Source organism: Streptomyces sp. NPDC088124 (genome assembly GCF_040685895.1).
Lineage (GTDB): Bacteria > Actinomycetota > Actinomycetes > Streptomycetales > Streptomycetaceae > Streptomyces.
In genome coordinates, this window is record NZ_JBFBJB010000004.1 from 91,323 (window position 1) to 112,499 (window position 21,177).

Below are 21,177 nucleotides of genomic sequence, written 5' to 3' on the forward strand. Positions count from 1 at the left end.
GAGGATTGACGGCCGCCGCGGACGCCGGGCGCCCGGAAAAGGACGCAGGCTCCGGAAAACAGGGGGAGCACTTCCGTCCTTCCCGAGCGCCGGTGGCTCACGCCGTGGCGCGCATCCCTCGTAGAGGTGAGTTGAGACCTCTTCGAAACATGGGCCTCTCAACAGGTCCAGACCGCTCCTCGCATAGGAGACCATGGCAGTAACGATTAACTCCCTTGTGTTCCAAGGAGGTTGGCCTTGGTCCGTCTTGCAGAAACGTGCCTGCTGCCGGGTGCATATGCGACCGGCCCCACCGCCCGATCGAGCCCTACTATCGGCTCGCCATGACAGCAGCAGGGAAACACCAGGTGAGCCGGACGGACACAACCCGCCGGGGAAGCCGGCAGAGTCGGGCGGGCATCCGGGACGTCGCCGCCGCAGCCGGTGTCTCCATCACGACTGTCTCGGACGCGCTCAACGGCAAGGGACGGTTACCCGACGCCACCCGGAGCCATGTCCGAGAAGTAGCGGAGCGCCTCGGCTACCGCCCGTCCGCCGCCGCCCGAACCCTCCGTACCGGCAAGTCGGGGCTCATCGGCCTGACCGTGACCACGTACGGGGATGAACCTTTCACCTTCACCGAGTTCGCCTACTTCGCCGAGATGGCGAGGGCCGCGACCTCAGCCGCCCTCGCCCGCGGCTACGCCCTCGTCATCCTCCCCGCCACCTCCCGCCACGACGTCTGGGCGAACGTCGCCCTCGACGGCACCGTGGTCATCGACCCCTCCGACCACGATCCCGTCGTCGCCGAACTCGTCCGCCAGGGCCTGCCCGTCGTCTCCGACGGCCGGCCCGCGGGCACCCTTCCCGTCACCGCCTGGGTCGACAACGACCACGAGGCGGCCGTCCTCGACCTGCTCGACCATCTCGCCGACGCCGGAGCCCGCCGTATCGGGCTGCTCACCGGCACCACCACGGACACCTACACCCGGCTCTCCACCACGGCGTACCTGCACTGGTGCGAGCGTGTCGGCCAGGATCCGGTCTACGAGTCCTACCCCGCCCACGACCCGTGCGCCGGGGCCGTCGCCGCCGACCGGCTGCTGGCCCGCCCGGACCGCCCGGACGCCGTCTACGGCCTCTTCGACCCCAACGGCACCGATCTGCTCGCCGCCGCCCGGCGGTACGGGCTGCGGGTACCGGAGGACCTGCTGATCGTCTGCTGCAGCGAGTCCACGGTGTACGCCTCCACCGAACCGCCCGTCACCACGCTCTCGCTGAAGCCGCGCCGGATCGGCACCGCCGTCATCCAGCTCCTCATCGACGCCATCGAGGGGATCGAGGCCGACCGGCCGGTCGAGCAGGTGATACCGACCGAACTGATCATCAGAACCTCCTCACAGCGGCGCCCGCCGCGCACCACCGTCAGCGCTCCCCGCTCCCCGGCGGGCGACTGACCGCAGCCGTAGGCGACGCGTACGCCACGGCCGTGCCGGTACGGGGCCCGCCCCACCGGTTCCGTACCGCCTCCGTCGGCGCCGTACGGAACCGGTACGGAGGCGGTACGAAAGCGGGACGCCACCGCCCGGGCGCCCGGCAATTCGGGGCCGTACAACGCCTCTCGGCGCCCCGTGGGGCCGTGCGGCCCGCGGATTCCGGCGTCCGGCCGAACGGTCGGACCTTCCGCATTTCGGGCGATCAGCGAGAAAACAGCCGCCGAACCGGCGGTACGATTCGATTCACCACCCCTGGTGCGTCACAGAGGCCCGAGGTCATTCCTATGATGGGCGCACGACACCACGGACCTTTCCTTTTCCGCCGACGGGCTCACTCCGTCCGGCAGGGCGGCGGGGCCGAGAGGTGTATTGCGGCACGACGGTGGTGGAGGGGTCGATGACACAGGGGGCCGGTCAGGGACCCGCGGTGCGGACGGCGACGTTGCGCGACTTCCGGGTGCCGCCGTACGCGCAGGTTCCCGTGCAGTCCGCACAGCCGGGTCAGGCCGGGCAGCCGGTCCGGCCCGGGCAGCAGACACCGGCCGCCCCCGTGCCCGGCGGAGCCTCGGGGCCCCTCGTCGGCGCGCCGGAGCAGCCGGTCGCCGTACCGGGCCCGTCAGCCGCCCCGCAGGACCAACAGGGCGCCGTACAGGACGATCTGAGCGCCGTACAGGAGCAGTTCGGCCCCGTACAGGAGCAGCTCGTCACCGCACAGGACCAGCTCGGCACCGTCCCCGAACAGCCGGCCGGCGGCCAGGACGCGCCCGCCGCCACCGCCCCACACCCTGCCGCCGTACCCGCGGCCGAGAGCCCCGAGCGCCCGGCGGCCGACGTGTCGGGCCACCCCGGCGACGCGGTCCCCGCCGACGGGATGCCGGAGGGGTACACCCCCACCGAACGCGACCTCCCGGTGATCAAGAGGGTCAACCGGGGCGACACCGTGCAGGTCAACGTCGACCCCACCGAGGCCGTCGACTCCGACGGACCGGGACCGCTCTACGTCGTCGGCGACGTCCACGGCTATCTCGACGAACTCGTCGCCGCCCTCGGCGAACAGGGCCTGATCGACACCGAGGGCCAGTGGGCGGCCGGCAACGCACGCCTGTGGTTCCTCGGCGACTTCACCGACCGCGGCCCCGACGGCATCGGGGTCATCGACCTCGTCATGCGGCTCTCCGCGGAGGCCGCGGCGGCCGGCGGCTACTGCAAGGCGCTGATGGGCAATCACGAACTGCTCCTCATCGGCGCCAAGCGGTTCGGTGACACCCCGGTCAACTCCGGTGCGGGCACCGCCACTTTCCAGGCCGCGTGGATCCTCAACGGCGGCCAGCGCACCGACATGGAGCGCCTCCAGGACGTCCATCTCCAGTGGATGTCCCGGCTCGACGCGGTGGTCGAGGAGGACGGGCATCTGTTGATGCACTCCGACACCACGGCCTATCTCGACTACGGTTCGTCCATCGACGACGTCAACGACGCCGTCCACCAGATCCTCACGCGCAATGACGCCGACGAATGCTGGGACCTGTTCCGCAAACTCACCAAACGCTTCGCGTTCCGTGACGAAGGCGGCCCCCAGGCCGCCCAGGAACTCCTCTCCCAGTACGGCGGAGGACGTGTCGTCCACGGCCACAGCCCGATTCCCTATCTGCTCGGCGAAGTCGGCACAGAAGACGCGTCGGACGACGAAGGCGACACCGGACCGGTCGTGGAAGGGCCACACGTATATGCCGACGGGCTGGCGATCGCCATGGACGGCGGAGTCACGATGGCAGGAAAACTGCTGGTCGTACAGCTTCCGTTGGCCAACTGAATCAATGTAGGACAGGTGTTTTCCGGAAACCCCCTGTTACGGCACGCCAAAACCGCTCTACCATCGGCTTACCCGTAGCAGGCTCTCCTCCATTTCCGCCGACTGCGGCTCGTTCCACGCGGGCGCAACGGCCCTACGGAGTATCGGGGGATGCACATGAAAAGCGCTCCGCACCTGCTGAGCGAGGATCGCGCGGATTTCGAGCGCATCCTCAGCGATGTGCTGCGCAATGCACACGAACGTCCGGACCTCGCCGCCGTCGGGCAGCGGCTCAACGCGGAGCAGCTGCGCACCATGGCGCTGAACGCGACGGGCCGGATCGCCTCGTCCGCGACGGCGGAGTACGAGCACTACGCCAAGATCCGCGAGGAGTCCCGCTCACCGGGCACCACCACGTCCATCCGCGACTCGGTGCTGGCCCCCTCGGAGGACGCCACGACGGACTCCGGCGCCGGGCTCACGGCCGTCATCACGGTCCTGGTCCCGATCCTCGGCGGCACCGCGGCGGCGATCTTCCTGCTCGTCGGCTATCTCCTGAAGGCCCTCGACCCGGCGCCCGCGTTCGCGGACAGCATGCTCGCCGTGGGCTGGTTCTTCGCGGCCGTCACCGCGCTCGGCATCCTGGCCGCCGCGATAGGGCTGCTGGTCACCGCGTTGCGCAACAGCTCGACCCAGCTTCCCGCCGACGAGACGGCCGGCGGAGAGCTGCCCGACGAGGTCGCCCGCGCGCGCGAGGCATGGCGCCATGCCCTGCTGGAGCGCGGCATCCTGCCCTTCCTGCGGGCCGCCCTGGACGACCCGAGCGCGGACCCGGCGGCGCCCGCCCCGCCTCGTTCCGCCGGTCAGTTCCCCAAGATCGGCTACAGCAGGCCGGACTTCAGCAGCCCCGACGAGGGCTCCTCCGCCGGGCGGCGGCCGAACTTCAGCAGCCCGGACTTCAGTGGTCCGGACTTCACCAGCCCCGACTTCGGCGGCCCGGAGCACCGGCCGGAATGACCCCGGCAGGTGGTCCGGGCCGCTCGGTCACGTCATGAACGACGCCGCCCCCGGGGCGCCCCGAGGCGGGTCCCGGGGCCGGGCCCTCCGAGCGGCCCGGCGTGGGAGCGGTCAGTCGACCAGCGGCAGATAGACCCGGTTGCCGGCGGCGGCGAACTCCTTCGATTTCTCCGCCATGCCCGCCTCGATCTCGTCGGCCGACGCACCGCCCGTATGGTCCGCGCCACCCGCACGGTCCGTGCCGTCCGTGTCGTGCGCGCCGCTCGCCAGCTCGCCGCCGTGCTTGCGCCGGATGTCCTGCGAGATCTTCATCGAGCAGAACTTGGGCCCGCACATCGAGCAGAAATGAGCCGTCTTCGCGGGCTCCGCGGGCAGCGTCTCGTCATGGAACTCCCGTGCCGTGTCCGGATCGAGCGCCAGGTTGAACTGGTCCTCCCAGCGGAACTCGAACCGGGCGTCCGACAGCGCGTCGTCCCACTCCTGCGCCCCCGGGTGGCCCTTCGCGAGATCCGCCGCGTGGGCCGCGATCTTGTACGTGATGACGCCCGTCTTCACGTCGTCGCGGTCCGGCAGGCCGAGGTGTTCCTTGGGGGTGACGTAGCAGAGCATCGCCGTCCCCCACCAGGCGATCATCGCCGCGCCGATCCCGGAGGTGATGTGGTCGTACGCCGGAGCCACATCGGTGGTCAGCGGACCGAGCGTGTAGAACGGCGCCTCCTCGCAGATCTCCTGCTGGAGGTCGATGTTCTCCTTGATCTTGTGCATCGGGACATGGCCCGGGCCCTCGATCATCGTCTGTACGTGGTGGCTCTTGGCGATCGAGTTCAGCTCGCCCAGCGTGCGCAACTCGGCGAACTGCGCCTCGTCGTTGGCGTCCGCGATGGAGCCCGGCCGCAGCCCGTCGCCGAGGGAGTACGTCACGTCGTACGCGGCGAGGATCTCGCACAGCTCGTCGAAGTTCTCGTACAGGAACGACTCCTTGTGGTGCGCGAGACACCAGGCGGCCATGATGGAGCCGCCGCGCGAGACGATGCCGGTCTTGCGGCGGGCCGTGAGCGGGACGTACCGCAGCAGGACACCGGCGTGGACCGTCATGTAGTCGACGCCCTGCTCGGCCTGTTCGATCACCGTGTCCTTGTAGATCTCCCAGGTCAGCTCCTCGGCCTTGCCGTCGACCTTTTCGAGCGCCTGGTAGAGCGGAACGGTGCCGATGGGCACGGGGGAGTTGCGCAGCACCCACTCGCGGGTGGTGTGGATGTTGCGCCCGGTGGAGAGGTCCATGACCGTATCGGCGCCCCAACGGGTCGCCCATGTCATCTTCTCCACCTCCTCCTCGATGGAGGAGGTGACCGCGGAGTTGCCGATGTTGGCGTTGACCTTCACCAGGAACCGCTTACCGATGATCATCGGCTCGATCTCCGGGTGGTTGACGTTGACCGGCAGTACGGCGCGGCCCGCGGCGATCTCCTCGCGGACGGTCTCCGGGGAGACGTTCTCGCGGATCGCGACGTACTCCATCTCCGGCGTGATCTCCCCGCGACGGGCGTACGCGAGCTGGGTGACGGCGCGGCCCTCACGGCCCCGGCGGGGCTGGCGCGGCCGGCCGGGGAAGACCGCGTCGAGGCCCCGCAGATCGGCCGCTCCGCCCCGGAGCAGCCCCCCGCGCGGGGAAGTGTGCTTGAGCCCGTCGTCCTCGGGTCGCGGTGGCCGGCCCGCGTACTCCTCGGTGTCGCCGCGGCCGATGATCCAGTTCTCTCGCAGCGGCGCGAGTCCGCGGCGCACGTCGGTGTCGACGGCGGGGTCGGTGTACGGGCCCGAGGTGTCGTACAGCGTGACGTCCTCGCCGTTGGTGAGATGGACCTGGCGGACCGGCACCCGGAGATCGGGGCGGGAGCCCTCGATGTATCCCTTGTGCCAGCCGATGGGCCGTCCGCCCGCGGTCCGGCCCCGGAGGGCCGGGTCCGCGCTGATGTCCGCGCTGGTGTCCTCCGAGCCGGAGGCAGGCGTGTGTGCGTCCTGAACGGTCATGAGACCTACTCCCTACGCCGGCATTACCCGGTAACAGGTTCAGCGGTCGGCGCAGCGCAGGTGTCCGGGGACCCGTCCCCGGGACTACACGTCAGCGCCCTCTCAGCCCGGTGCTCCGAGCTCCCGCGTGTGCAAAGGTGCCCCCACGCTAGCGTCAGATCGGGCGCGCTGAACAGAGGGCCCCGCGCTTCCTCCGCCTTCTTGCGATGATCGGTCGGTGACACCACCCACACAGACCCACGAATCGGACGGCCACGCACACGGCCACTCACACAGTCATGGACCCGCCGCGCCGGTCTCCCGGCACCTCCGCAAGGTGATCGCGGCGGTGCTGATTCCGTTCGCGGCCGCCGTGGTGGTCGGGCTCGCCGTGCTCTGGCCGGGCGGTGCGCCCGCGCACGAGCGGACCGGTGTGGGCTTCGACCGACAGACCTTCGACGGCCAGGTCGTCCAGGTCGAGCAGGTCGCCTGTAAGGACGTGAACGCCTCCCAGGTCCCGTCGACCGGTGACACCTCCACGCCCCAGGGCCGCGAGGCGGTGCGGGAGGAGACCGGCGAGTGCAAGAAGGCGACGGTCGAGCTGAAGAGCGGCAAGGAGAAGGGCCACACCTTCATCGAGATCGTCCAGCCGGACGCGCCACGGCAGTTTCACGTGAAACAGGGCGTTGTGGTCGCCTACGCACCGGACGCGCCCCGTGATCTCCAGTACTCGGTGTCCGATGTGGACCGCCAGTTCCCGCTGACGCTGCTGGCGGGGATCTTCGCGCTCGCGGTGATCGTGGTGGGGCGGATGCGGGGGGTCATGGCGCTGGTGGCGCTGGTGGTCTCGTTCGCGATCCTGACCCTGTTCATCCTGCCGGCGATCATCCAGGGATCGAATCCGCTGGTGGTGGCGGTGGTGGGAGCGAGCGCGATCATGCTGGTCGCGCTGTATCTGTGTCACGGGCTGACGGCCCGCACCTCGGTGGCGGTGCTCGGCACCCTGATCTCGCTGCTGCTGATCGGACTGCTGGGGTCGCTCTTCATCGGTTGGGCGAGCCTGACCGGTAACACCGACGACAGCACGGGGCTGATCCACGGCCTCTACCCCGAGATCGACATGAGCGGCCTCCTGCTCGCCGGCGTGATCATCGGTTCGCTCGGCGTGCTGGACGATGTGACGGTGACGCAGACCTCGGCGGTGTGGGAGCTGCGCCAGGCGGATCCGACGATGGGGCCGCGGGCGCTGTACCGGGCGGGCATCCGGATCGGCCGGGACCACATCGCGTCCGTGGTCAACACGCTCGTGCTGGCCTACGCGGGCGCCGCGCTGCCGCTCCTTCTGCTCTTCTCCATCGCGCAGTCGAGCGTGGGGACGGTCGCCAACAGTGAGCTGGTGGCGGAGGAGATCGTACGGACGCTGGTGGGGTCGATCGGTCTGGTCGCGTCGGTGCCGGTGACCACGGCGCTGGCGGCGCTGGTGGTCTCCGCCGACCGGTCCGTCCCGGAGAACCCCCCGGCTCCGTCCGCGCCGTCCGCCCCTGCGGGACCGGGGGCGGGTCCTGGAGCAGGGCCTGGCCCCGGGCCTCTGGAGCCTGGGGTGCTGGTGCCGGCGCCGCCCGCGCGCGCCCCGGGCAGCCGGGGCCGCCGCCGCAAGAAGTAGGGCGGGCGAGCCTCTCCGAGCCCTCTCCGGAGCGGCCCCGCAGAGGCCCTGAGCAGTCCGCGGGGCCGTCCGTACCCTTCCGGGGTCCCGTGGACACCCCGGACACCGGAATCACCCGGACGGCCTCCTCAACGAGCCGTCAGCCGGCGTTCTCCTCGGCGAGGATGCGACCCAGCTCCTCCTCAAGACTGTCCTCGAAGTCACTGAGCGTGCGCTCCTGGCCGAGCGGAACCAACCGGTCCGTACGGTCCAGGAAGGCCACCAGCGGCGCGGCACTGACCCGGAAGAGCGCGTGGTCGTCGCCGACCTGGAGCCGCATATGGACGTCGGACAGGTCCTCGGGCGTCGTCGGCGAGATGTGCACATCCCCGTCCCCGCTGGGCGTGTTGATGCCGTCGAGCAGCAGCTCGCGGCCGAAAGTCCAGGTCACAGGCGCGTCGCCGGGCAGATGGAACGTCATGCGCACCGCGTACGGATCAGCCACCTTGTAGTGGAGTTCCACCGGGATACGGAACGACAGCTCCTCGGAGACGAGGAAGCTCATCAGGACCTCGGCCTGGACCGACTCGCGCATCGTTGTACTCCGGAGTAGATGGAACAGTGGCTGGGAATGATCCCCGTTGACCCTCTTGACGCCATAGTCCTGTAAGCGCTAGCAGATCACAAGGAGTAGTTTTTCAGATACTGATAGAGAGGATTTGCGAGGTCAGCAGGGATCCAATCTCTCTGCGTAACCGCTCGGCCGCCGGAAGCAGTCGTTCCTGTTGACGGAGCGGTATAGAAATGGCCAGCGCGGCCGCGGCGGATCCGACAGTGATCGGTACGGCGGCGCAGACCGTCCCGAGCCGGTACTCCTGGCGGGCCACGACCGGTTCCATCCGCCCCAGCGAGTCGAGACGCTCCAGCAGGGTGCTCCGGTCCCGTACCGAGTACGGGGTGAGCGGGCGGACAGGATAGCGGTCCAGGTGGTCCCGGCGGGACGCCTCGTCGAGCTGGCTCAGCAGGCACTGGCCGATCGCGTGGGCATGGGCGGTCGCGCGGAAGTCGGCGCGGGCGTCGACCGCGGGGCACGCGGGACTGTCGGCCACGCAGAGGAGGTCCATCTCGCCCTCGTGGTAGACCGCGAAGTACACGGGGACGCCGAGCGCGTCGCGCAGTCGGCCGAGGACCTCGGCGAGGGTGGCGCGGCGGCTCCGGGCGGCTCCGGCGCACACCAGCCGCTGGGCGGCGTCCCCGAGAACGAAGACGCCCCTCTCGCGTCGGAGATAGCCCTCGTAGGTGAGGGTGCGCAGCAGGTGATAGGCGGTGGGGAGGGCGAGCCCCGCCTCGCGCGCGAGCTGTTTCGCGGTGGCTCCGTGCGCATGGGCTCCCACCGACTCCAGCAGTCGCAGCGCCCGCCGCACCGATCCGATCAGGGTGGGAGCCGCGGCGGATGTAGCTGTGACCAAAGATCACCCCCAGGCGTGCTGACGGGCCGGAGAGCCCGCCGGGTGCGGCAGAGGTGAGCCACTCTAGGGGCAGGTCGGGGCGGGGGTTGGTTTCCCCTTCACCTTTCCCTCTGGCGGGCTAACAGCCGTATGGACTGACAGCCCTACCAGTCACCGCGCGACGAGGACGACGCCGTGAACTTCCGTACGACGTAGATCAGTCCGCCGACCAGGGCGACGAATATCAGCACCTTGAACAGCAGGCCGATCACGAACGCGAGCAGGCTGATGATCAGCCCGCCGAAGACCACGATGGCGATCGCGGGCACCGCGATCCACTTGACCCACCAGGGCATGCCCGTGAACATCTCCCGAACCGCCATCGTCCCTACCTCGCTTCACCGAGTCGTGATGTATCCGCTGTACGCCTTCGATGCTAGAGGCGCGGGAGCGCCCGCGGTGGCCCCACAGCCCCCGCTCTCCCCTGATCCGACCCTGAGACACATCTGAGGGTCATCCCTCGGGCGGCGAGAACACCACCATCACCCGCAGATCTTCTGTGATGTGGTGGAACTTGTGCGCGGTCCCGGCCGGTACATAGACCACGCTGCCACGGCTGACCTGTGTGGTCTCCGTCCCTACGGTGATCGACGCCCGTCCGCTGACGACGAAGTACACCTCGTCCTGCCGGTGCGGCTGCTGCGGGTCGGTCGCGCCGGCGTCCAGCGCGTACAGGCCCACGGACATGTTGCGTTCTCTTACAAACTGCAGATACGCGCCGTCGTTGGCGGCACGCTCCGCCTCCAGCTCATCCAGTCGAAATGCCTTCATGCCACGATCAGACCATGAAGAATTTCCTAGTCAAGACGATCGCCAACGCCGCGGCCCTGGCGGTGGCGATCTGGCTTATCCAGAACATCACCCTCACCGGCGAGAGCACCGGCCGGAAGGCCCTGACGCTGATCCTGGTGGCGCTGCTCTTCGGGCTGGTCAACTTCCTCGTCAAGCCGGTGCTGAAGCTTCTGACGCTGCCGCTGTTCATACTCACCCTCGGGTTGTTCACCCTGGTGATCAATGCCCTGATGCTGCTACTGACCTCGTGGCTCGCGGAGAAGCTGAGCCTGAGCTTCCATGTCGAGGGCTTCTGGACGGCCGTGCTCGGCGGTCTGGTCATCTCCGTGGTGTCATGGGCACTGAACGTCGCGCTCCCCGACGACAGCGACTGAGGCCGGCCATGAACCACTCTCCGGACATCGGCGACGGCACACGAGCCGTACGGGCCGGGCTGCCCGAGCCGGTGAAGCACGAACCGACCCTCCCCGGGCCGGTCTTCGCCGCCCACTTCCACCTGCCGGGCGATCCGACCGGCCCGTACACCTACGGCCGGGACGAGAACCCGACCTGGACCCATCTCGAACAGGCCATCAGCGAACTGGAGGCGCCCGGCGGATCCGTCGAGACCGTCGCCTTCGCCTCCGGCATGGCCGCGATCTCCGCGGTGGCCTTCTCCCAACTCCGGGCCGGCGACGCGATCGTCCTGCCGGACGACGGCTACCAGGCCCTTCCGCTGCTGCGCGAACGGCTGGAGGCGTACGGCGTGGAGGTGCGGACCGCGCCGACCGGCGGCGACGCCCAGCTCCAGGTCCTGGCCGGGGCACGCCTCCTGTGGATCGAGACGCCGTCCAATCCCGGTCTCGACGTCTGCGACATCCGCCGGCTCGTGCGCGAGGCGCACGCCGGCGGCACCCTCGTCGCCGTCGACAACACCCTGGCCACCCCGCTCGGCCAGCGGCCCCTGGAGCTCGGCGCGGACTTCTCCGTGGCCAGCGACACCAAGGGCATGACCGGCCACGGCGACATCCTCCTCGGCCACGTGACCAGCGGCGACCCGGAACTCGCCGCGGGGGTGCGGCGCTGGCGCAAGGTCGTCGGGGCGATCCCCGGGCCGATGGAGGCATGGCTCGCCCACCGCTCGCTCGCCACCCTCCAGCTCCGTATCGAGCGCCAGTGCGCCAACGCGCTGGTCCTCGCCCGCGCGCTGGCGGAGCGCGACGACGTCAGCGGCGTGCGCCACCCCGGGCTGCCCGGCGACCCCTCGCACGCCGTCGCCGCGCGCCAGATGCGCCGCTTCGGCTCCGTCGTCTCCTTCGTCCTGCCCGACCGGGACAAGGCGGAACGATTCCTCGGCGAACTGCGGCTCGTGGAGGAGGCGACGAGCTTCGGCGGCGTACGGTCCACCGCCGAGCGGCGCGGACGCTGGGGCGGCGACGCCGTACCGGACGGCTTCATCCGATTCTCCGTCGGCGCCGAGGACCCCGAGGACCTGCTCGCGGACGTCCTGAACGCCCTCGACACGGTGCGCCGGCAAGCGGGGCACTGACCGAACGAGGCGGACGCCGACCGCACGCGGCAGGGGCCGATGGCGGCCCGCGGAGGGGCCGACGGCGGCCCGCCGTCCACTTTCGCCGTACGGGGCCGTATACGAAAGAGACGGTCCGAGCCTCCCCCCTCATGGCTCGGACCGTCCCAGGTTCCACGCGCGGAGAACCATTTAACCAAGGCTAGTTGACTCTGCGTCAGTGTCCAATCACAGTAGCGACAGCGGCCTATCGACTTATTTATAGTTGGCGACGCGGGGTCGCCCCGGGGGCGAGGCCCTGTCCGGACAGGGCGCAGGCGCGGTTCGAGACGGGAGAGCGGGACATGGACCTGGCTCTGCTGCGCACCTTCGTCACCGTGCACCGCGCCGGTTCCTTCACTCGCGCCGCGGCCCTGCTCGGCCTCTCCCAACCTGCCGTGACCGGCCAGATCAGGACCCTGGAACGGCAGCTCGGACGCCCTCTCTTCCTCCGCCAGGCCCGCGGCGTCACCCCCACGACCATCGGCGACGAACTCGCGCACCGCGCCGCACCCCACCTCGACGCCCTGGTCGAGATCGCCGAGACCGGACTCGACGAGGAGTCCGGCGTACGCACGCTCCATCTCGCCGGCCCGCCCGAATTCACCTCCCTGCGTGCCCTACCCGCGCTCACCGCGCTCACCGCCCAGGGCCTCGCACTGCGCACCTCGTTCTTCGGAAACTCCGAGGAAACCCTGGAAGGGCTGGCCGCCGGACATCATGATCTGGCCATCACCACCGCCCGGCCGCGCGGCGGGCTGCTCACCTCGACTCCGCTCTGCGACGAGGAGCACGTCCTGATCGCGGCTCCCCGCTGGGCGGCCCGCCTCGGCCACGAGGTGCTGCGCGAGCGAATCGTGGTGCTGGAACAGCTTCCGGTCATCGAGGTCCACGAGTCCCTGCCGTTCGTCTCCCGCTACTGGGCCACCGTGTTCGAGACCCGGCCCGCGGCGGCGGGCACCGTGATCGCCCCTGACCTACGGGCCGTGCTGGAGTGCACCGCGGCGGGCGCCGGGCTCGCAGTCCTGCCCCGTTACCTCTGCGAGGCGGCCCTGGAGCGCGGTGAGGTCGTCGCCCTGCTCGACCCGCCCGTCCCCCCGCTGCGCACGTACTTCCTGGCCGTGCGCACCGGCACCCTCGCCCTGCCGCCGGTCGCACGGGCGCACGAGTGGCTGCTGCGCGCCGCCGTGGAGTGGTGACCGGCGGCGAGCCGGAGCGACGCCGGGAGTTTCAGAAGTGGTGGGACGGGCGAACCTCTTCCCATGACCGAACGGCCCGTGGTCAAGCGCACCGCACGCGCCATCCTGCTGGACGGCGACGACCTGATCCTGATCAAACGGACCAAGCCAGGAGTGGATCCGTACTGGCTCACACCCGGCGGCGGGGTCGAGAGAACGGACGCCACCGTCGTCGACGCCCTCCACCGCGAGGTGGACGAGGAACTCGGCGCCAAAATCATCGATGTGGTGCCGTGCTTCGTGGACACCGTGGAGCACATCGCCGACGGCGGCGTCACCGGCGTGAAGGTGCAGCACTTCTTCGTCTGCCGGCTGGACTCGATGGACCCTTCCCTGCGGCACGGCCCCGAGATCGACGAGCCGCTCGGGGAGTACGAGATCGTCCGGGTGCCGTTCAGCAGGGTCGGCATCGCCGCCGTCCATCTCGTACCGCTCTCCCTGCGCCACTACCTGGACGGCAACATCGAGGGCGTGCGCGCGATGCACGCCCCCGACCTGGGCTGACCGGCGGACCCCGGCCGACACGCCCCGGCCGGGAGAGCCGTGAGCCGTGAACCGGACATTCCGTGACCGGGTGCTACGTGGCCGCCGCGACGAGTTCCTCAAGAGAGTCGTGACGGATCCGGTCCGAGGGGATCCCCGCGCCCCGCAGCGCGTCCAGACTGCTGCGGATCATCCCGGGCGGCCCCGACAGATACGCGTCGAACTCGTGCCACGGACCGTGGTCGCGCACCGCCTCGGGGAGCCGCCCCGTCAGCCCCGCCGTGGGCCCCTCCGCGACCACAGGGCGCACCGAAAGCCACGGGTGCGCGCTCTCCAGCTCCAGCATCGTCTCGATGTCGTACAGGTCGTGATCACTGCGCGCGCCGTAGAACACCTCGACCGGACGCCGCTGCCCGCGTTCGGCGACATCCTCGATGAGCGCCTTGATCGGTGCGATACCGGTCCCGCCGCCCAGACAGAGCAGACCGTTGTCCGTGCTGTGGTCGACGGTCATCGAACCGGCCGGCGGCCCCAGACGCAGCACGTCCCCGGGCTTCGCGTGGTGGACCAGCGCGTTGGACACCCAGCCCGCCGGCACCGCCTTGACGTGGAACGACAGCAGACCGTCCGGGCGGGGCGCCGACGCGAAGGAGTAGTGCCGCCAGACCCGCGGCCACCACGGTGTCTCCAGACTCGTGTACTGCCCGGCGAGGAAGGGGTACGGCTGGTCCGGCCGGACCGTCACCACGGCGATGTCCGAGGTCCGCGACTCGTGCGCGACGACCTCGGCCTGCCACCACGCCGGAGCGTGCTGCTCGTTCTCTGCCGCCGCGTCGATCATGATCTGGGAGATGGTCGTGTACGTCCGGACCCAGGCCTCCTCGGTTTCCTCGTCCCAGCTGGCCGAGGCGTAACGCGCCAGCGCGCCCATGAGGGCCTCACCAACCGCGGGGTAGTGCGCGGACTGGGTGCCGTACTTGCGGTGTCCACGGCCGAGCTGCCGGAGATAGTCCGTGAGAACGGCCGGTGAGTCCATGTGCTCGGCGGCCGTCAGCAGCGCCCTGAGCAGCCGGTCGCGCTGCGCGTCCATCGCCACCGGGAACAAGCCGCGCAGATCGGGATGGCGCACGAAGAGCAGCGAGTAGAAGTACGAGGTGAGCTGATCGGCCACCGGGGCGACCTCGGCCAGCGTACGGCGGACGAGGATCGCGTCCGGCGAGGCGTTCGGGTCGGGCGCCGCGGGCGCGGGCGGCACGACCGACGGCTGCCCCGCCGGGGCCGCCGGGGCGGTGGCGGGCGCCTCGGGCGGCAGCGCCGCCGACACGGGCACCTGCGGCGGCGGAGCGGCGGCCGCAGAGGCATCCTGCACACGCTGCTCACCACCGGATGGCTCCGCGGCCCGCTCGGCGTCAGCCGGTTCGGGCCCCGCAGTGACGCTCTCGTCGCCCGGGGGGCGCTCGTACTCGGGCTGCACGGGATGGTGCCGTACGGCGTCGTCGGCGTACGGCGGTACGGGGCTGGGGCGCGCGGCGGCCGAGCGTACGGCCGCCTCTGCGGCGGCCGCGGAAACGGGGCCGCCGATCCCGCCGGCCGTCGTCCCGGGTCCTTCGGAGACCTGCGGATGGGCCGCGGGACCCTCCCCCGCGCGCGTCCCCTTGGGCCGCGGCCGGAACGCGTCGGGAACGCTCTCGTCCACGGGGAACGGCTGCGCGGGCGACGGCTGCTCCGTACCGGGCCCCTGGCCCGGGGCGGCCGGGCCGTCGCGCCACGGCGGCGCTGTACGGGTCCCGCCGGAGCCCACCGGGCGCAGCGAGGCGAAGGTACGGCCCTGGGCGGGTATTCGGTCCCGGCCCGCCGCCTCCCCGGCACCGCCCGACGCCGTCGGGTCCGGCCGGCCCTCGCCGCTCGGCGCCCGGCGAGGGGAGAACCAACCGCCGCCCGCGCGCTCCCCGGAGCCGCCGTCGTCCCCGGGAGTGCCGTTGTCAGCCGACGTGGTGGTCGGAGCGTCCATCGTGTGCCTCGCCTCGAACATCTTTCGGTCGGTCTGCGCACCTCCGCTGGTCCGGAATACGCAGGCAATTCCCCGTTCTGACTCGGACTGCCGACAGCCCGCCCCACCCCCCGCCTCAGCCCCCGTGGGGACAGGAAGCACGGGAATACGGCACAGCGCGCAACGCCCGTCGTCGCAGCATGGCAGGCCATGTCACCACAGCGGACAAAGAGCGTGAAGTTCGGGCATCCACACTGGATTTACCGTTAGGGTGCATCGCTCCCGCACTCAATCGCCGGATCCCCGCCGCGTTTCCACGGCACCTCCGGATCAGAGTATTACTGCTGGAGGCTCACCAGTTCATAGACCTCGCGCAGATCGTCTCCCGCGTACGTGTACGTGGCGAGCCCCGACAGGTGATGATCGGCATTCACGGCCACGGCACAGGGCACCACCGTGAAGATCTCCGCATCGGACATCGAATCACCATAGGCAACACAGCGGTCCAGCCCCACCCCGAACTCTGCACACAGCCGGTTCGCGATCTTCACTTTCGCGGCGGGATTGAGAATGCCCGACCGTTCCACCGGCTCGGTGAAAGGCAGAGCCGGCCACCGCGAACCATGCGTGGCGTGCGCACCCCAGTCCAGCAGCCGCGAAACAAAGAAATCAGGCGAGAGGGAGATAACAGCGCAGTAATCACCTCTCTTCCGGATGTCGCCCCACACCTCACGGATTCCCGACAGCCAGGGAGCACCCTCGAAGGCCGCCGCCACCTGCTCCACCGTCAGCTCGGCCCACAGCTCCCGGGCCCGTACCGCGAACTCGTCCGGCGGCAGCCCGCGAGAGACGAAGTCCCGCTCCAGCTCAGCGATCTCGCGACCCACCCCCAACTGCCGGGAGATCTCCACCGCGGCGGCCGAACCACGGATGAGCGTGCCATCGAGGTCGAAGAGATGAAGCCTGGGTGGACTCGCCGTGCTCGCCATACTCGCCATGTACGCCGAGGCTAGTACGTGCGGTTACTCCCGTGGGCAGACGCCCGCGATCCACCCGCCAGGCACCGTGTTTCACGTGAAACAACTCAAGCGGCCCACGCGCCGGGCCCTCCTCACCCTCCACGTCATCGTCTCCGTGAGCTGGCTGGGACTCGCCCTCGGTCTGCTGGCCCTCGGTATCGCCGCCTACACCACAGAAGACCCCGTCATCACACAGGCCGCCTACCGCGCGATGCAGATCGTCGCCGACTGGTTGATCGTCCCCCTCGCCCTGCTCGCCTTCGTCAGCGGTGTACTGCTCTCCCTCGGCACCCCCTGGGGCCTGGCGCGTCACCACTGGGTCCGGATCAAGTTCTGGCTGACTCTCGTCACGCTCTCGGCGACCGTCTTCGCGCTGCGGCCGAACATCCACCAGGCCGCGGCCGACGGGCAGCCCGACCTCAGCCTCGTCGCGGCCCCCGTCGTCTCCTCCACCGCCTACCTCTTCATGACAGCCATCTCCGTCCTCAAGCCCTGGGGGCTCACTCGCCGCGGCCGACGCCTCCGAGTCCTGGCCACTTCCCGTAAAACGGTGGACGAACGATCACCGGCTCCGACAGCCTGATCCCCATGCCGACACCGCACTCCGCACTGCCCATCCGGCGCCTGACCATGAGAGATCTCACGGCCTGCGCGGACCTCGCCGAAGACCGTGACTGGGCACGCGAAGAGCACCGATGGGGCCTGCTCCTGTCGGCGGGCGCCGGCCACGGCATCGACGACCCGGACGGCAAGGGCCTGGCCGCCGTCTGCGTCGTCACCTCCTACGGCCGTGAACTCGCCGCCGTCGGTATGCTCCTCGTCGCCGGCCGGTACGCCCGTCAGGGCCTCGGCCAACGCCTGATGACCCATGTCCTGCGCGAGGCCGGCACCACACCGCTCGTCCTCTACGCCACGCCCCACGGCAGACCGCTCTACGAACGGCTCGGCTTCACCGGCATCGGCACCGTCGAGACCGTCCTCGGCCGCTTCCGGCCCGCAGGCCCCGGCACACCGCCCCCGGCGACGCGGCCCGCGACCGCCGCCGACCTGCCCGCCATCGTCCGCCTCGACAACGAGGTCTTCGGAGCGGACCGCACCCATCTTCTCGCCCGGCTCCCCGCCTTCGCCGAACGCTTCGCAGTCGCCGAGGAAGCCTCCACGATCACCGGCTACGCGGCGGCCTGGCCCACCCCGGCGACCGATGTCGTCGGCCCCCTCGTCGCCCGGGACACCGACACCGCGAAGGCCCTGATCTCCGCCCTCGCCCCCGGCCCGGACCGGCCGCTGCGCACTTCCGTCGACGTACGCGACGAAGGGCTGCTGACCTGGCTGAAAGAACACGGTCTGGAACCCGCCAACCGCACCACGCTCATGACGTACGGCCTCCGCGACCTGCCCGGCGACCGGGCCCGCCGCTTCGCACCACTGACCCTGGCCACGGGCTGACCGCTCACCCCGGCGACACCCGGCGGCGTACGCTGCCGACCATGAACGACCTGGAGATACGGCCCGCGGTCCCCGACGACATCCCCGCCATCGTGGCCCTGCTGGCGGACGACGCGCTCGGCGCGCAGCGCGAGTCGCCCGACGACCTGACTCCCTACACCACGGCCTTCGCCCGGCTGGCCGCCGACCCGAACCAGCACCTCGTCGTCGGCGCCCGCGGCCACCGTGTGATCGGAACCCTCCAGCTCACCATCATCCCCGGGCTCTCCCGCCGCGGTGCCACCCGCTCCCTCATCGAAGCGGTACGGGTCCACTCCGACGAGCGCGGCAGCGGCCTCGGCACCCGGTTCATCGAATGGGCGATCGACGTATCGCGCCGCGAGGGCTGCCAACTGGTCCAACTGACCTCCGACGCCACCCGCACCGACGCGCACCGCTTCTACGAGCGGCTCGGCTTCACTGCCTCCCACCTCGGATTCAAACTGAGTATCTGAAAACCGCATCCTTATCCGATCCGGCTCGTTGCCCCCGGCAAGGGGGCGGGACATATGCCCATCTGGATCCCGCCCCTCCCACGGGCCGTACGGCCAGGAGGAGACGGATCACATGCTCGACGAGATGGCCCTGCTGGAGTCCAGCTCTCTGCGCGCAAGCGTCGCGGAACGCGACGAGTCCTCGACAGAGTCAAAGAACTGGCCCTGTCACCGGACGGCCTGCATGCCACGACCAAGAACGTCGCCGCCTACTTCGAGGTCAGTGAGAACGCGATCTGGGCCGTCATCCACGACCACCGGAGCGAGCTCCACGCCAGCGGATACCGCGTTCTCAGCGGCGAGGAACTGACTTACTTCAAGCAAGTCTGTGGGCTCAAGTCCCGCAGCCGCTCCCTCGGGATCTTCTCCCGCCGCGCCGTCCTGAACATCGCGATGCTGCTCCGCGACAGCATCGTCGCACGTCAGGTGCGTACGTACCTGCTCGACAGCGAGCGGAGCCACTCCTTGAGCCTGTGGATAACTTAATCCACAGGCTCAAGGAGTGGATCGACACCCGCATCTCCGACGCCCTCGCCCGGCACCCCGTCGCGCCCGCGGACGCCGACGCGGCCGACATGACCGCCGTCCACCGGGGTCTGCTGGAGGCATGGAACGGAGGCGCGAAACTCCAGGCGTTCCGCAACTGACCAACGACAAGGCCCGAAGTCGCAATTCGCGCTTGCGGCTTCGGGCCCGATCGCAGTCTACCGCCCTTCGGCCGGAGCGTCCGGTTTCACGTGAAACATCACCATCGGCGCTATCCGTCGAGCCCGCGCCAGCCCCCCGAGTCCACCCCGCCGGGAACCGCGTCACCCGGCTCGTACGGCCCCCGGGTGAAGACGAACGAGCCGAGGTCGAGATGGCTCACGGATCCATCGGGACGCCGTACCACCCGCAAGGTCTCCCCCGCGTAGTAGCCGTCGAGCCCTGTCCAGCCGCCGTCGCCCGCCGGGACAAAGCTCGAACCCCGCCCGCCACCGCGCAACGGGCGCAGCTCCAGCCCGCCGTCCGCCGTCAGCTTCAGCCCGACCGCCTGCGTACCCCAGTACCACGGCCCGGTGAGCGCCAGCAGTTCCTGGTCCACCTCGGGAAGCGGCTTCCAGGGTGCCGGGATTCGTGGCTCCGCGTCCGCCACGATCCCGATCAGCTCCGCCGCCACCGAACCGGACGCCAGCCCCGACGTGGCATTGGCCAGCACCACCGCCGCCACCCCGTCCGCCACGCTCGCCCACAGACCGGCGACAAATCCTGGCAGCGACCCTGTATGCCCCACCAGCGTCCGGTCGCCGTGCCGCATCAGCTGCGTCCCGAGGCCGTAGCCGCCGTCCCACTGACCCGTCTCCGGTGCCACGGACGGCGTGCGCAGCTCCGCCACGGATGCCGCACTCAGGACCTTCTCATCGCCCTCCGCGAGAAATCCCGCGAACCGGCAGAGGTCGGCAGCGGTCGACCACAGCTGCCCCGCGGGCGCCATCAGCCCCAGAGACTCGACCCGTTCCGGCAGCATCACGTCGGCCCACGGGTGCACGGCCCAGCCGCCGGCGGCCGGCGCGACCGGCTGCGGCGTCGTGCGGTCCATGGACAGCGGCTCAAGAACCTCTCGCCTCAGAGCCTCAGCCCAGGGCACCCCTCGTACCGCCTCGACCAGCGAACCCAGCAGCGTGAACCCCGGATTGGAGTAGTGGTGCCGCCGCCCCGCGGGGTGCACCACCGGCCGCTCACCCAGCACATCCGCAAGCCCGGGGCGCAGCTCACCCGGCGTCCGCTCCCACCACGGAGCCGGACTCTCCGCGGCGAGCCCCGCACTGTGGTCCAGAAGCTGCGCGACGGTGACCTCACCCACCCCCGTGCCCGGAAGGTGCTTCTCCAGCGGGTCCGAGAGACCGATCAGCCCCTCGTCGCGCAGCCGCAGCACCAGCACAGCCGTGAAGGTCTTCGTGATCGACCCGATCCGGTACTGCGTACCGGCATCCGGCTCCTGCCCGTCCACGGAGCCCCGCGCCCCCGACCACACCATCCGCCCGTCCCGCGCCACCGCCGCAACCACCGAAGGCACCCGCGCCTCCGCCTGCGCGACAGCGACACGATGCAGCAAGGCCCGTCGTGTACCGGGCAACAACTCTTCCCTGGGTGTGGTCATGAACCACATCTACCCGCGCCACATCACCGCGTCGACCACTTTTCGCGGTCCGCCGAAACCCCCGCCGTCCCATGCCGCCAGGAACCGGGCGCAGCCTCAAAATCTGCTGGACAAGCACCGCCGACTGTCACCACTGTGGCCCGTATGACTTCTCTCGTGCATCACATATCGATCGACTGCAGCGACACCTACGCCCTCGGCACCTTCTGGGGCAAGGTCCTCGGTGCCTCCCTCGCCGACGACGATCTGCCCGGGGACTCGGAAGCGCTCCTCGAAGCGCGAGGCGTCACCCTGCTGTTCATCGCCGTTCCCGACGAAAAGATCGCCAAGAACCGGGTCCACTTCGACCTCCAGCCCCAGGAACGCACCCGTAACGAAGAGGTGGAACGCATCCTCGCCCTGGGCGCCACCCTCGTGGCCGACCGCCGTCGCCCCGACGGCTCGGGCTGGGTGACCCTCGCGGATCCCGAGGGCAATGAATTCTGCGTGGAGCGCAACGCGGCCGAACGAGCGGCCTGACCCGTCCGCCCCCAGCGCCCCCACCCAACC

21 protein-coding genes, 1 pseudogene and 1 riboswitch are annotated in these 21,177 nt (G+C 70.2%); of the genes and pseudogenes, 14 read left to right on the forward strand and 8 right to left on the reverse strand.

Features of this window, described 5'->3' with window-relative positions; translation table 11 throughout:
* Positions 1-323 precede the first annotated feature (323 nt).
* The 3 genes from AB0P17_RS04340 (at position 324) to AB0P17_RS04350 (ending at position 4,284) form a co-directional block, all read left to right on the forward strand.
* Entirely contained in the window at positions 324-1,436 is a 1,113-nt protein-coding gene (locus tag AB0P17_RS04340; RefSeq protein ID WP_365807455.1) for a LacI family DNA-binding transcriptional regulator, read from the forward strand.
* Between the two features lie 421 nt (positions 1,437-1,857).
* Positions 1,858-3,288: a metallophosphoesterase gene (locus AB0P17_RS04345; RefSeq protein ID WP_365807457.1), complete on the forward strand. Its 1,431-nt coding sequence runs from the start codon at positions 1,858-1,860 to the stop codon at positions 3,286-3,288.
* 150 nt (positions 3,289-3,438) lie between these two features.
* Positions 3,439-4,284 (forward strand): hypothetical protein, encoded by an 846-nt coding sequence (locus tag AB0P17_RS04350; protein ID WP_365807459.1) that lies wholly within the window; start codon positions 3,439-3,441, stop codon positions 4,282-4,284.
* Between the two features lie 111 nt (positions 4,285-4,395).
* On the opposite strand, the gene thiC is transcribed toward AB0P17_RS04350, so the two are convergent.
* Positions 4,396-6,312, reverse strand: coding sequence for a phosphomethylpyrimidine synthase ThiC (thiC, locus tag AB0P17_RS04355; RefSeq protein ID WP_365807461.1), 1,917 nt, complete (start codon positions 6,310-6,312; stop codon positions 4,396-4,398).
* Positions 6,305-6,449: riboswitch (TPP riboswitch) on the reverse strand. It overlaps the preceding gene by 8 nt.
* 80 nt (positions 6,450-6,529) lie before the next feature.
* On the opposite strand from thiC, the gene AB0P17_RS04360 reads away from it, so the two are divergent.
* The gene (locus tag AB0P17_RS04360; RefSeq protein WP_365807463.1) at positions 6,530-7,954 is read left to right on the forward strand and encodes a YibE/F family protein; all 1,425 of its coding nucleotides are present in this window, start codon (positions 6,530-6,532) and stop codon (positions 7,952-7,954) included.
* A gap of 139 nt (positions 7,955-8,093) precedes the next feature.
* On the opposite strand, the gene AB0P17_RS04365 is transcribed toward AB0P17_RS04360, so the two are convergent.
* From AB0P17_RS04365 to AB0P17_RS04380, 4 genes are all read right to left on the reverse strand, one after another.
* Positions 8,094-8,528, reverse strand: coding sequence for an SsgA family sporulation/cell division regulator (locus tag AB0P17_RS04365; protein WP_365807465.1), 435 nt, complete (start codon positions 8,526-8,528; stop codon positions 8,094-8,096).
* Between the two features lie 103 nt (positions 8,529-8,631).
* A complete protein-coding gene (locus AB0P17_RS04370) occupies positions 8,632-9,402 on the reverse strand; it encodes an IclR family transcriptional regulator C-terminal domain-containing protein (protein WP_365807467.1) in 771 nt (256 codons plus the stop codon).
* A gap of 143 nt (positions 9,403-9,545) precedes the next feature.
* On the reverse strand, positions 9,546-9,764 hold the full coding sequence (locus AB0P17_RS04375; RefSeq protein ID WP_365807468.1) for a DUF5326 family protein: 219 nt from the start codon (positions 9,762-9,764) through the stop codon (positions 9,546-9,548).
* A gap of 130 nt (positions 9,765-9,894) precedes the next feature.
* A complete protein-coding gene (locus AB0P17_RS04380; RefSeq protein ID WP_365807470.1) occupies positions 9,895-10,212 on the reverse strand; it encodes a cupin domain-containing protein in 318 nt (105 codons plus the stop codon).
* A 14-nt stretch (positions 10,213-10,226) separates the two neighbouring features.
* Here AB0P17_RS04380 and AB0P17_RS04385 point away from each other — a divergent pair, with 14 nt between their 5' ends.
* The 4 genes from AB0P17_RS04385 (at position 10,227) to AB0P17_RS04400 (ending at position 13,521) form a co-directional block, all read left to right on the forward strand.
* Positions 10,227-10,607 (forward strand): phage holin family protein, encoded by a 381-nt coding sequence (locus AB0P17_RS04385; protein ID WP_365807472.1) that lies wholly within the window; start codon positions 10,227-10,229, stop codon positions 10,605-10,607.
* An 8-nt stretch (positions 10,608-10,615) separates the two neighbouring features.
* On the forward strand, positions 10,616-11,761 hold the full coding sequence (locus AB0P17_RS04390) for a cystathionine gamma-lyase (protein WP_365807474.1): 1,146 nt from the start codon (positions 10,616-10,618) through the stop codon (positions 11,759-11,761).
* Positions 11,762-12,084: 323 nt separating this feature from the next.
* Positions 12,085-12,978: a LysR family transcriptional regulator gene (locus tag AB0P17_RS04395; RefSeq protein WP_365807476.1), complete on the forward strand. Its 894-nt coding sequence runs from the start codon at positions 12,085-12,087 to the stop codon at positions 12,976-12,978.
* Between the two features lie 63 nt (positions 12,979-13,041).
* Positions 13,042-13,521 (forward strand): NUDIX hydrolase, encoded by a 480-nt coding sequence (locus AB0P17_RS04400; protein ID WP_365807478.1) that lies wholly within the window; start codon positions 13,042-13,044, stop codon positions 13,519-13,521.
* Positions 13,522-13,594: 73 nt separating this feature from the next.
* On the opposite strand, the gene AB0P17_RS04405 is transcribed toward AB0P17_RS04400, so the two are convergent.
* Positions 13,595-15,511 (reverse strand): globin domain-containing protein, encoded by a 1,917-nt coding sequence (locus tag AB0P17_RS04405; RefSeq protein ID WP_365807480.1) that lies wholly within the window; start codon positions 15,509-15,511, stop codon positions 13,595-13,597.
* 317 nt (positions 15,512-15,828) lie between these two features.
* Positions 15,829-16,479 carry an HAD-IB family phosphatase gene (locus tag AB0P17_RS04410; RefSeq protein WP_365807481.1) on the reverse strand — a complete coding sequence of 217 codons (651 nt, stop codon included), beginning with the start codon at positions 16,477-16,479 and terminating at the stop codon, positions 15,829-15,831.
* A gap of 85 nt (positions 16,480-16,564) precedes the next feature.
* Here AB0P17_RS04410 and AB0P17_RS04415 point away from each other — a divergent pair, with 85 nt between their 5' ends.
* Genes AB0P17_RS04415 through AB0P17_RS04435 form a run of 5 tightly spaced genes read left to right on the forward strand, consistent with a single transcriptional unit; the run spans position 16,565 to position 19,135 of the window.
* A complete protein-coding gene (locus AB0P17_RS04415; protein WP_365807483.1) occupies positions 16,565-17,092 on the forward strand; it encodes a DUF2269 domain-containing protein in 528 nt (175 codons plus the stop codon).
* 5 nt (positions 17,093-17,097) lie between these two features.
* Positions 17,098-17,955 carry a GNAT family N-acetyltransferase gene (locus AB0P17_RS04420; RefSeq protein WP_365807485.1) on the forward strand — a complete coding sequence of 286 codons (858 nt, stop codon included), beginning with the start codon at positions 17,098-17,100 and terminating at the stop codon, positions 17,953-17,955.
* A 41-nt stretch (positions 17,956-17,996) separates the two neighbouring features.
* Positions 17,997-18,449 (forward strand): GNAT family N-acetyltransferase, encoded by a 453-nt coding sequence (locus AB0P17_RS04425; protein ID WP_365807486.1) that lies wholly within the window; start codon positions 17,997-17,999, stop codon positions 18,447-18,449.
* Between the two features lie 54 nt (positions 18,450-18,503).
* Positions 18,504-18,974, forward strand: coding sequence for a hypothetical protein (locus AB0P17_RS04430; RefSeq protein ID WP_365807488.1), 471 nt, complete (start codon positions 18,504-18,506; stop codon positions 18,972-18,974).
* Entirely contained in the window at positions 18,962-19,135 is a 174-nt protein-coding gene (locus tag AB0P17_RS04435) for a hypothetical protein (protein WP_365807490.1), read from the forward strand. Before AB0P17_RS04430 ends, AB0P17_RS04435 begins: the two co-directional genes overlap by 13 nt.
* 110 nt (positions 19,136-19,245) lie before the next feature.
* Here AB0P17_RS04435 and AB0P17_RS04440 read toward each other — a convergent pair whose 3' ends face one another.
* Positions 19,246-20,628: a serine hydrolase domain-containing protein gene (locus AB0P17_RS04440; protein WP_365807492.1), complete on the reverse strand. Its 1,383-nt coding sequence runs from the start codon at positions 20,626-20,628 to the stop codon at positions 19,246-19,248.
* A 144-nt stretch (positions 20,629-20,772) separates the two neighbouring features.
* Between AB0P17_RS04440 and AB0P17_RS04445 the strand changes: the two are divergent.
* Positions 20,773-21,144 (forward strand): annotated as a pseudogene (locus tag AB0P17_RS04445) (VOC family protein); the annotation flags it as partial.
* Positions 21,145-21,177: the final 33 nt, after the last annotated feature.

Bases quoted from the DNA above. Each gene is read 5' to 3' on its own strand.
- AB0P17_RS04340 (WP_365807455.1), top strand. From the start codon at position 324: ATGACAGCAGCAGGGAAACACCAGGTGAGCCGGACGGACACAACCCGC.
- AB0P17_RS04350 (WP_365807459.1), top strand. From the start codon at position 3,439: ATGCACATGAAAAGCGCTCCGCACCTGCTGAGCGAGGATCGCGCGGAT.
- thiC (WP_365807461.1), bottom strand. From the start codon at position 6,312: ATGACCGTTCAGGACGCACACACGCCTGCCTCCGGCTCGGAGGACACC.
- AB0P17_RS04365 (WP_365807465.1), bottom strand. From the start codon at position 8,528: ATGCGCGAGTCGGTCCAGGCCGAGGTCCTGATGAGCTTCCTCGTCTCC.
- AB0P17_RS04375 (WP_365807468.1), bottom strand. From the start codon at position 9,764: ATGGCGGTTCGGGAGATGTTCACGGGCATGCCCTGGTGGGTCAAGTGG.
- AB0P17_RS04380 (WP_365807470.1), bottom strand. From the start codon at position 10,212: ATGAAGGCATTTCGACTGGATGAGCTGGAGGCGGAGCGTGCCGCCAAC.
- AB0P17_RS04385 (WP_365807472.1), top strand. From the start codon at position 10,227: ATGAAGAATTTCCTAGTCAAGACGATCGCCAACGCCGCGGCCCTGGCG.
- AB0P17_RS04390 (WP_365807474.1), top strand. From the start codon at position 10,616: ATGAACCACTCTCCGGACATCGGCGACGGCACACGAGCCGTACGGGCC.
- AB0P17_RS04395 (WP_365807476.1), top strand. From the start codon at position 12,085: ATGGACCTGGCTCTGCTGCGCACCTTCGTCACCGTGCACCGCGCCGGT.
- AB0P17_RS04400 (WP_365807478.1), top strand. From the start codon at position 13,042: ATGACCGAACGGCCCGTGGTCAAGCGCACCGCACGCGCCATCCTGCTG.
- AB0P17_RS04405 (WP_365807480.1), bottom strand. From the start codon at position 15,511: ATGGACGCTCCGACCACCACGTCGGCTGACAACGGCACTCCCGGGGAC.
- AB0P17_RS04410 (WP_365807481.1), bottom strand. From the start codon at position 16,479: ATGGCGAGCACGGCGAGTCCACCCAGGCTTCATCTCTTCGACCTCGAT.
- AB0P17_RS04420 (WP_365807485.1), top strand. From the start codon at position 17,098: ATGCCGACACCGCACTCCGCACTGCCCATCCGGCGCCTGACCATGAGA.
- AB0P17_RS04425 (WP_365807486.1), top strand. From the start codon at position 17,997: ATGAACGACCTGGAGATACGGCCCGCGGTCCCCGACGACATCCCCGCC.
- AB0P17_RS04430 (WP_365807488.1), top strand. From the start codon at position 18,504: ATGCCCATCTGGATCCCGCCCCTCCCACGGGCCGTACGGCCAGGAGGA.
- AB0P17_RS04440 (WP_365807492.1), bottom strand. From the start codon at position 20,628: ATGACCACACCCAGGGAAGAGTTGTTGCCCGGTACACGACGGGCCTTG.